Here is an 8,953-nt window from a genome sequence, read left to right on the forward strand (position 1 = left end):
GTGAGGCCGGCTGTTGGGCGGAGTCTGTAACCCCGCTGACAACGATGTCAACGAGTTCGTGACACTTTCGTTGCTGCGGCGCAACGAATGGGGTGTGCGGTAAACGTTTCCATGGCGTGAACAGCGCCTTCACGCCGGAGCCCTTGCTGCACGGGGCTCAACGGCTCCAGCGCATTCAGCACGCGACCGCACGCGGCGGTTGCGCGATGCAGCATGGCCTGCGCTGCCCCGCGCAGGGAAGTTGACAAACCGCCGTTGTCCATCGAAAGAATGTGACAACGTTGTTCCCAGCCACTCTCCGACGCCGCGTTCTGCGACCGTCGCCGCAGGAGCCCTCCTGATGTCCGCCGTCCCCGCTGCAAGCGCGCGCCCGAACGTGGCCACCTCCATCGCCATCGTCGGCGTCCTGTTCTTCCTGATCGGCTTCTTCACCTGGCTCAACGGCCCGCTGATCACCTTCGTCAAGCTGGCCTTCGAGCTCAGCGAGGTCGGCGCCTTCCTGGTGCTGATGGTGTTCTACCTGTCCTATTTCTTCCTGGCCCTGCCGTCGTCGTGGATCCTGCGCCGCACCGGCATGAAGAAGGGCCTCAGCCTGAGCCTGCTGGTGATGGCCGGCGGCGCGGCACTCTTCGGTGAATTCGCGACGCAGCGCTGGTACCCCGGCGCGCTGGGCGGGCTGTTCGTGATCGGCAGCGGCCTGGCCCTGCTGCAGACGGCGATCAATCCCTACATCTCCATCCTCGGCCCGATCGAGACCGCAGCGCGTCGCATCGCGCTGATGGGCATCTGCAACAAGATCGCCGGCATGCTGGCGCCGGTGCTGATCGGCACCCTGGTGCTGCATGGCATCGGTGACCTGGACAAGCAGGTACAGGCGGCCGACGCGGTCACCAAGGTGGCCCTGCTCAATGAGTTCGCCGCCAAGATCCATGCGCCGTACCTGGCGATGGCCGGCCTGCTGGTGCTGCTGGCCGTCGCCGTATTGTTCTCGCCGCTGCCGGAGATCAAGTCCTCCGAGGCCAACGCCACCCCGACGGCCGCCGGCGCGGCCGAGCGCAGCAGCATCTTCCAGTTCCCGCACCTGTGGCTGGGCGTGCTCTGCCTGTTCGTGTATGTCGGCGTGGAAGTGATGGCCGGTGATGCCATCGGTACCTATGGCCACGGCTTCGACCTGCCGCTGGACCAGACCAAGATGTTCACCTCGTTGACCCTGGCGGCGATGCTGGCTGGCTACGTGGTGGGCCTGCTGCTGATTCCCCGGGTGGTTTCGCAGTCGCGCTACCTGACCGTTTCGGCGGTACTGGGCGTGGTGTTCTGCCTCGGTGCTTGGGTCACCCACGGCTACGTTTCGGTGGCCTTCGTGGCCCTGCTGGGCTTTGCCAACGCAATGATGTGGCCGGCCATCTTCCCGCTGGCGATCCGTGGCCTGGGCCGTTTCACCGAGACCGGCTCGGCGCTGCTGGTGATGGGTATCGCCGGTGGCGCGATCATTCCGCAGTTGTTCGCCGTGCTCAAGCAGCACATCGATTTCCAGCTGGTGTTCGTGCTGCTGATGGTGCCGTGCTACCTGTACATCCTGTTCTACTCGGTCATCGGCCACCGCGCCGGCCTGCCGCAGGAGCGCTGATAGGCGATGATGGACGGCAGCCAACCCCAGGGAAAACCCATGCGCAGAGCGACCATCAAGGACGTCGCGGAGAAGGCCAAGGTCTCTCTGAAGACCGTCTCGCGGGTGATCAACAACGAGCCCTCCGTGATGCAGGCCACCCGCGCACGGGTGCTGCGGGCGATCGCCGAGCTCGACTACGAGCCCGATCCGTCCGCGCGCAACCTGCGCAGCGGGACCACTTTCGTGATCGGGCTGGTCTACGACAACCCCAACCCGTACCACATCATCGGCGTGCAGAACGGCGTGCTGGCCGCGTGCCGGGAGACCGGCTTCGGCCTGCAGATCCATCCCTGCGACTCGAGCTCGCCCCTGTTGGCCGATGAACTGGCCGACTGGGTACAGCGCTCGCGCCTGGCCGGCCTGGTGCTGACCGCACCGATGTCCGAGCGCCGCGATCTGGTGCAGGCGCTGACCGCACGCGGCATCAAGCTGGTGCGCATCATCGCGGCGACCGAGGACCCGGCGGACGGAGCCTGCGTGTTCGTCGACGACCGCGAAGCGGCCTACGAGATCACCGAGCATCTGATCCAGCTGGGCCATCAGCGCATCGGCTTCCTGTGGGGTGGCAGCTCGCACCGCTCTTCCGGCGAACGTTATGCCGGCTACGAAGCGGCGCTGAAGGACTACGGCATGACCGTGGACAAGCATCTTGTGGTGCAGGGCGACTACACCTTCGACGACGGTTTCCGGGGCGCGCGCCGCCTGCTGGCGCTGCGCGAACCGCCCACCGCCATCTTCGGTTCCAACGATGAAATCGCTGCGGGCGTGCTGGCCGCTGCCAAATCGGCGGGGATGAACGTGCCCTACGACCTGTCCATTGCCGGCTTCGAGGACAGCCCGTTCTCGCGCCAGTCCTGGCCGCCGTTGACCACCGCCAAGCAGGCCACCGAGGACATCGCACGCCACGCCGCGCGCCTGCTGATCGCGCAGCTGCGCAGCGATGCCTATGACGACGCGCCTGCACCGCTGCACAACCAGGGCTTCGTGCCGCAGCTGGTAGTGCGCGGGTCGACTGCGCCGATGCGTCCCGCCGGCGCCCGCCCACTCCCTTCCGATCCTGCCTGAGCCCGCCATGTCGCTGTCCGACCCCACCTCCACCCTGATGTTCGCCGAAGCCGCTGAAGCGGCCGACGTCGTCGCCCGCCAGTTCTCGCGCAACCACGCCACGATGGAGACGCTGGCTGCCAGCCTGCGCGCCGCGCCACCCCCGTTCGTGGTCACCTGCGCGCGCGGCAGCTCCGATCATGCCGCCACCTACGGCAAGTACCTGCTGGAAACCCAGCTGGGCCTGGTGGTCGCCTCCGCCTCGCCGTCTGTGGGCTCGGTGTATGCCGCGCCGCTGCAGCTGCGCGGTGCACTGTTCATCGTCATCTCGCAGTCGGGCAAGAGTCCGGATCTGCTGCGCAATGCCGAAGCAGCCAAGGCCGCCGGCGCGCGCGTGGTCGCACTGGTCAATGTCGAGGATTCGCCGTTGGCGCAGCTGGCCGACACGGTGATTCCGCTGCATGCGGGCCCGGAGAAGAGTGTGGCCGCGACCAAGAGCTACCTGGCGTCGCTTGCGGCACTGCTGCAGCTGGCCACGTACTGGAAGCAGGACAGTGGCCTGCGCGCTGCGCTGGAGCTGCTGCCTGATGCGTTGCGCGAGGCATGGCAGTGCGATTGGACGGCGCTGGCCGATGGCCTGGTGGACGCCACCAACCTGTTCGTGCTCGGGCGTGGGCTTGGGCTTGGCGCGGCGCAGGAAGCGGCGCTGAAGTTCAAGGAAACCTGCAGTCTGCATGCCGAGGCCTACAGCTCGGCCGAGGTCAAGCATGGCCCGATGGCGCTGGTCGGCCGCGGCTTCCCGGTGCTGGCTTTCGCCCAGCCCGATGAGACCGGCGCGGGCACACGTGCCGTGGTGGAGGAGTTCTCAGCGCGTGGTGCGCAGGTATGGATGGCCGGCGCCGCAGGCAACCTGCCGGTGGCTGCCGCGCCGCATCCGTTGTGCGCTCCGCTGCTCACCGTGCAGAGTTTCTACCGTGCGATCAATGCGCTGGCGCTGCGCCGCGGGTTCAACCCGGACCTGCCGCCGCATCTGAACAAGGTCACGGAGACCGTGTGATGGCAACCGTGCTGCGCAATGCCCGCATCCTGGTCGGGGATGATTTCCGCGATGACCTGGCAGTGCTCATCGAGGACGGGAAGATCAGCGCGCTGCTCCCCGATGCCGCGCCGCAGGTGGGCCAGGCGGCCGAGCAGGTCGATCTCGGCGGCGGCTGGCTGCTGCCGGGTTTCATCGACGTGCAGGTCAATGGCGGTGGCGGCGCGCTGTTCAACAACACGCCGGACGTGGCGGCCCTGCGCACCATCGCGCAGGCGCACCGCCGTTTCGGCACCACCGCGATGCTGCCGACGCTGATCAGTGATGACGTGGCGGTGATGCGCGAGGCGATCGCCGCCTTGCGCGAAGCCATCGCTCAAGGCGTGCCCGGTGTCATCGGCATCCATCTGGAAGGGCCGTACATCGCCCCGGCACGGAAGGGGACCCACGACGCCAGCAAGTTCCGCGTGCCCGATGCGGAGGAGATCGCGCTGGCCGCCTCGCTGGACAATGGCGTGACCCTGGTCACCCTTGCGCCGGAACGGGTACCGCTGGAGTCGATCCGCGCACTGGTGGAGCGCGGGGTGATCGTCGCGGCTGGACATACCGCTGGAACGTACGAAGAGATCCGCGCCGGCCTGGATGCCGGCGTGCGCGGCTTCACCCATCTGTACAACGCGATGTCGCCGCTGCAGGGCCGGGAGCCGGGCGCGGTGGGTGCCGCGCTGGAAGATCGCGACAGCTGGATCGGCATCATCGTCGACGGCGTGCACGTGCATCCGGCCAGCCTGCGGGTAGCGCTGGCGGCCAAGCCACGCGGCCGCCTGCTGCTGGTGACCGATGCGATGCCGCCGGTCGGCGCCGATGATCCCAGCTATGTGCTGTATGGCGAGACCATCACTGCCGTCGATGGGGTGGTGCGCAACGCAGCTGGCGCGCTGGCCGGCTCGGCACTGGACATGGCCACGGCCGTGCGCAACACCGTGCACCTGCTCGGCCAGCCGCTTGCCGAAGCGGCGCGCATGGCCTCGACCTATCCGGCGCAGTTCCTCAATGTGGACGACCGGCTGGGCCACATCGCCGAGGGTTACCAGGCCGACCTGGTGCTGCTGGACGATGCCCTGCAGGTGCGGGGCACCTGGATTGCCGGACAGTACGAGGCCGCCTGATGAGTGCTGCGCCGTCAGCGCGCCTGGGCTCGATCGACGCCCTGCGCGGCATCACCGTGGCGGCGATGCTGCTGGTCAACAACCCGGGCGACTGGAGTGCGGTGTTCGCACCGCTACGTCATTCGGACTGGCATGGCTGCACGCCCACCGATCTGGTGTTCCCGTTCTTCCTGTTTCTGGTGGGCGTGTCGATGGCCTTCAGCGTGGCACCGCGCGCGCTCGATGCTTCGAAGCGACCCACACTGGCGCGTGGCGTGCTGGAGCGCGCGTTGCGCATCCTGGTAGCCGGGGCGTTGTTGCATCTGCTGATCTGGTGGGCGCTGGATACGCATCACTTCCGCATCTGGGGCGTGCTGCAACGCATCGCGGTGTGTGCGGCGCTGGTTGGCCTGCTGGCGGTGTATGCGCGGCTGCACGTGCAGGTCGGGGTGCTTGTCGGGCTGCTGGTGGGCTATACCGTGCTGCTGCTCGGCCTCGGTGATCTGGCGCCATGGACCAACCCGGCCAGCCGTCTGGATACCGCGCTGTTCGCCCCGTGGATCTACCAGTGGCACGCCGATACCGGGCTTGGCCATGACCCGGAAGGGCTGCTGAGCACGCTGGGCGCGCTGGCCAGCACCACCCTGGGCCTGCTGGCCGGCGCACTGCTGCGCAGCGGTCGCGCCGTGGCGCTGGCAGGAGTGGGCGCCGCAACGGCAGTGCTCGGCCTGCTGCTTGCCATTGTGCTGCCGTTGAACAAGCAGCTGTGGACGCCCAGCTACGTGCTGTGGACCGGAGGTCTTGCGGCGCTGGCCTTGTGGCTGGCGCATGTGCTGATCGACCAGAAGGGCTGGCCCGCGTGGGGCCGTCGTTTTGGGGTCAACGCGATCACCGCGTACCTGGGGGCCTCGGTGATGTCGGTGGCATTGTTGGCAACCGGCGCCTGGGGCTGGGTCTGGCAGCAGCTGGCGGCGGCGATGCCGGGTGCGCAGGAGCTGGCGTCGATGCTGCAGGCCCTGGCCTTCGTCACCCTGTGGTGGGGCGTCGCGTGGTGGCTGGACCGGCGCAGGATCTATCTCAAGATCTGACAGCGCCGGGGTATGGACGCACCTGCGGTGGAGCAGGGCCAGCTCGGCTCATTGCTCGCCGGGGACTGCCGCTGCGGGCTCCACCAGCGCCCCCGCGTGATCGGCCAGCACCTGTACCGCGTGCAGCAGCCCTTCTTCCACCTGCGGCGGGCAGTGCGCTCGGGCATCGTCCATCTCCCGCGCCGCCTGCGCGGCCAGCAGCAGTCCTGCGCAGGAAGACACTGCGGCCAGGCAGCGCGTAGCGCCGGCCAGATCACGCGCCCTCGCTTCCGTGATCCGCGTTTCGGGCCAAGGTTGGCCGTTGGCACCGTCGCCGCGCGCGATGCTGCGTAACCGGGCGAAGAATGCAGGCTGCGGCACGTTCTCGTGGGCTGCGGCCAGCGCATCTTCCAGGATGTCGGCGGCAGCGGCGGGCAGCCGCAGCCCAGGCAGGGCGTCGCCCAGCAGCGCGTGCAGGCGGGGATGGGTGGGATGGGGCAGGGTCATGGCAGCAACCTCTCAGGCAAGTCCACCTGCAGGACGCAAGGTGGCGGGCGGTGCGGGTTGGCGTGCCGGTGAAGCTTTTCAACGGAGAAAAAGCCGGCGGATCCGGAGATCCCCACGCACCGCCCGCCGCAGAACGACGGAGGGTGCACTATTCGGGCCCGCGATGTTGTCGCAAGCCCGCCGCTGAAAAGCTTCATTCGGGACGCCAATCCCGGCCAGCACGGGGGCGCTGGCAGATGCCACCGTCGCGCGGTCTACAGCGCGATGACATGGGCAAAGTTGCAATGTGTGTGTTCGTATCGGCTGCCTTCCTCGCGCCCGGAGCGCCGTGTCGGCATCGCGCAATGCCTGCGCTGCCAGCCAGTCCAGATGCGACAACCTGCGCGATGGCCGTGCCGATCATCAACCCGCTATGCTGGGCGCCTGACTCAACGGCAAGGAACGTCGTATGCAGATCTGCAACGGAGTGCGGCGCGCGGGTGCGACGGTGGTCGTGCTTTGGGCTGCGCAGACGATGGCCGCAACGGCCTCGGCATCCGCGGTTGAACTGCCCTCACCGGAGGCGCAGGTGCAGATGCTGCAGCTGCTGGAGGCGCGCGCGCTGTATCGCGACCGTGTCGATTGGGCCGGTGTACGCGCGACGCTGGCCGCCGCAACCGATGATGCTGGCCGGCGCCAATTGCTGGATGACGCCGCTACCCGCAGCACGGGCGGCCATGGCCGCTGGATTCCGCCCAGCCTGCAACGCCAGCGTTCCGGGCGTGCGCAACGCTTGAAGGCCGGCCAGGATGCGGCATCGCCAAGGCCGTGGCAGGCCGATGCGCGCGTCGGTGTGCTGCGGGTGAGCCCATTCCTGGACGATCCTCAGGCGGGCGAGAAGGCACGGTATGACGCTCGCAGAACCTACGCGCTGGCGCTGCAGCACCGCATCGTGGCCTTGGATGACGGCACGCGGTGCGGCTGGGTGGTGGATCTGTCCGGCAATGGCGGCGGCAACATGTGGCCCATGCTGCTGGGACTGCTGCCGTTGTTGCAGGGCACCCCGGATAAGGAAGGGGCCGTGATCGGCGGCTTCCGCAGCGCCGAAGGGCAACGGCCGTGGCGACAACGCGACGGAGAGGTCCTGGATGGCGCGAATTCGCGGCTTCGCTCGCGCCAGGCGGCCTATGTGCTGCGCGGCGGTTCCGCACCGGTTGCGGTGGTGTTCGGCCCCCGTACCGCCAGTTCGGGCGAGGCCGTGGCGCTGGCCTTCCGCGGCCAGCCCGGCAGCCGCAGTTTCGGCCAGCCCAGTGCAGGCTATTCCACCGGCAATCAACCCGTGCCCCTGGTGGATGGCAGCATGCTGCTGCTGACCGTCAATATCATGACCGACCGCCAGGGGCAGGGTGACGGTCGCCAGCTGCAGCCGGATCAGCCCACCGCCCCCGGAGCGTCCGGTCTGCAGGCCGCGCAGGACTGGCTGCTGGCCCAGCCCGCCTGCTCGGGGCGTTGATCTGCACGCAGGAAGGTGAGCCGTGGGAGGCGCCGCTGACACCGGTTCATCGCTCGAGGGCCCGGCCTGTTAAAGTCTCTCCTGCAATCACGTAGCGGAAGCGACCATGGACCACGACACCCCGTTCGAACCCCTCAACGACCTCGAGGTGCGCCTGCTGCAGGCCCAGGATGGCACGCTGACCGCGTCGCAGTTCCTCGATGGGCTGCTGACCTCGACGGCGTTCGTGCTGCTGGACAAGGCCATCGGCGAAGACGGCGCATGGGATGAGAGCATCTCGCCCCTGGTGCTGACCAGCGAGAGTGGCGAGCCGATGTTCGCGGTGTTCACCGCCCCCGAGCGTGCCGGCCTGTGGCACGAACAGCTGCCGCAGTTCGCGCATGCCATGCCGATCGCGGTGCATGCGCTGCTGGCCGGAATCGGCGACGGTGTCGGCCTGGTGCTGAACCCCGGCCTGGACGTGGGCATGGAGATGATTCCCGATGCCGTGGCGCAGTTGAAGCAGCGCGCTGCTGCGATCACGCGGGGCATGGCGCACTGACCACACCGATGCCGGTGGTAGATCCGGATGCGCTCACATGTGGTGTCGCATAAGGACCGGGTTTGCCGCTGAGAAGTGATTCGACGATCACTTTGAGGTTTTCATCGACAGAGAATTGGCATTGCTGTGCGTGAGTCTCGGCGCTGGCATGTCTGCGTTGTCGTCTTTGACTCTTTCTTCTGTGCCCTGCAGCCGAACAGTCTGGCCCGTTTCAAGCCGGACGCGCGTTGCTCATGGAAGGACTTCCGCATCACCTCCGTCATGCGACGTTGCTCGCGGCGCTTGCAGCGCCGCGAAGCGACGATCGCTTTCTCAGGTTGCACACCCCCTGCGGCACTGACGTGCTGGTGGCCGAAACGCTGGATGGCGTCGAACAGATCGACGGCATCGGTTTCCAGTGGACGATCACGGCGCTGTCGCTGGATGCGGGCCTGCCGCTGGGCCCGCTG

General features: G+C 67.8%; 8 protein-coding genes. 7 read left to right on the forward strand and 1 reads right to left on the reverse strand.

Annotated elements, in window-relative coordinates:
* The first annotated feature begins 340 nt into the window (after positions 1-340).
* From ACVOME_RS16535 to ACVOME_RS16555, 5 genes are read left to right on the forward strand one after another with little or no spacing between them, the layout of a single operon-like run.
* Positions 341-1,627, forward strand: coding sequence for a sugar MFS transporter (locus ACVOME_RS16535; RefSeq protein ID WP_262218915.1), 1,287 nt, complete (start codon positions 341-343; stop codon positions 1,625-1,627).
* A 39-nt stretch (positions 1,628-1,666) separates the two neighbouring features.
* Positions 1,667-2,734 carry a LacI family DNA-binding transcriptional regulator gene (locus ACVOME_RS16540; protein WP_049466708.1) on the forward strand — a complete coding sequence of 356 codons (1,068 nt, stop codon included), beginning with the start codon at positions 1,667-1,669 and terminating at the stop codon, positions 2,732-2,734.
* Positions 2,735-2,741: 7 nt separating this feature from the next.
* Complete coding sequence (locus ACVOME_RS16545; RefSeq protein ID WP_053519280.1) at positions 2,742-3,770, forward strand: SIS domain-containing protein; 1,029 nt, start codon at positions 2,742-2,744, stop codon at positions 3,768-3,770.
* Positions 3,770-4,918: an N-acetylglucosamine-6-phosphate deacetylase gene (nagA, locus tag ACVOME_RS16550; RefSeq protein WP_481505297.1), complete on the forward strand. Its 1,149-nt coding sequence runs from the start codon at positions 3,770-3,772 to the stop codon at positions 4,916-4,918. The genes ACVOME_RS16545 and nagA overlap by 1 nt, the downstream gene beginning before the upstream one ends.
* On the forward strand, positions 4,918-5,985 hold the full coding sequence (locus tag ACVOME_RS16555) for an acyltransferase family protein (RefSeq protein WP_481505298.1): 1,068 nt from the start codon (positions 4,918-4,920) through the stop codon (positions 5,983-5,985). Before nagA ends, ACVOME_RS16555 begins: the two co-directional genes overlap by 1 nt.
* Before the next feature lie 48 nt (positions 5,986-6,033).
* Here the strand turns inward: ACVOME_RS16555 and ACVOME_RS16560 are convergent, their stop codons facing one another.
* A complete protein-coding gene (locus ACVOME_RS16560) occupies positions 6,034-6,471 on the reverse strand; it encodes a hypothetical protein (RefSeq protein ID WP_476340425.1) in 438 nt (145 codons plus the stop codon).
* 448 nt (positions 6,472-6,919) lie between these two features.
* Here ACVOME_RS16560 and ACVOME_RS16565 point away from each other — a divergent pair, with 448 nt between their 5' ends.
* Both ACVOME_RS16565 and ACVOME_RS16570 read left to right on the forward strand, forming a co-directional pair.
* Positions 6,920-7,963: a S41 family peptidase gene (locus tag ACVOME_RS16565; RefSeq protein ID WP_481505299.1), complete on the forward strand. Its 1,044-nt coding sequence runs from the start codon at positions 6,920-6,922 to the stop codon at positions 7,961-7,963.
* A 106-nt stretch (positions 7,964-8,069) separates the two neighbouring features.
* Positions 8,070-8,504 (forward strand): SseB family protein, encoded by a 435-nt coding sequence (locus ACVOME_RS16570; protein ID WP_005411035.1) that lies wholly within the window; start codon positions 8,070-8,072, stop codon positions 8,502-8,504.
* Positions 8,505-8,953: the final 449 nt, after the last annotated feature.

The organism is Stenotrophomonas sp. STEN008 (genome assembly GCF_056760435.1).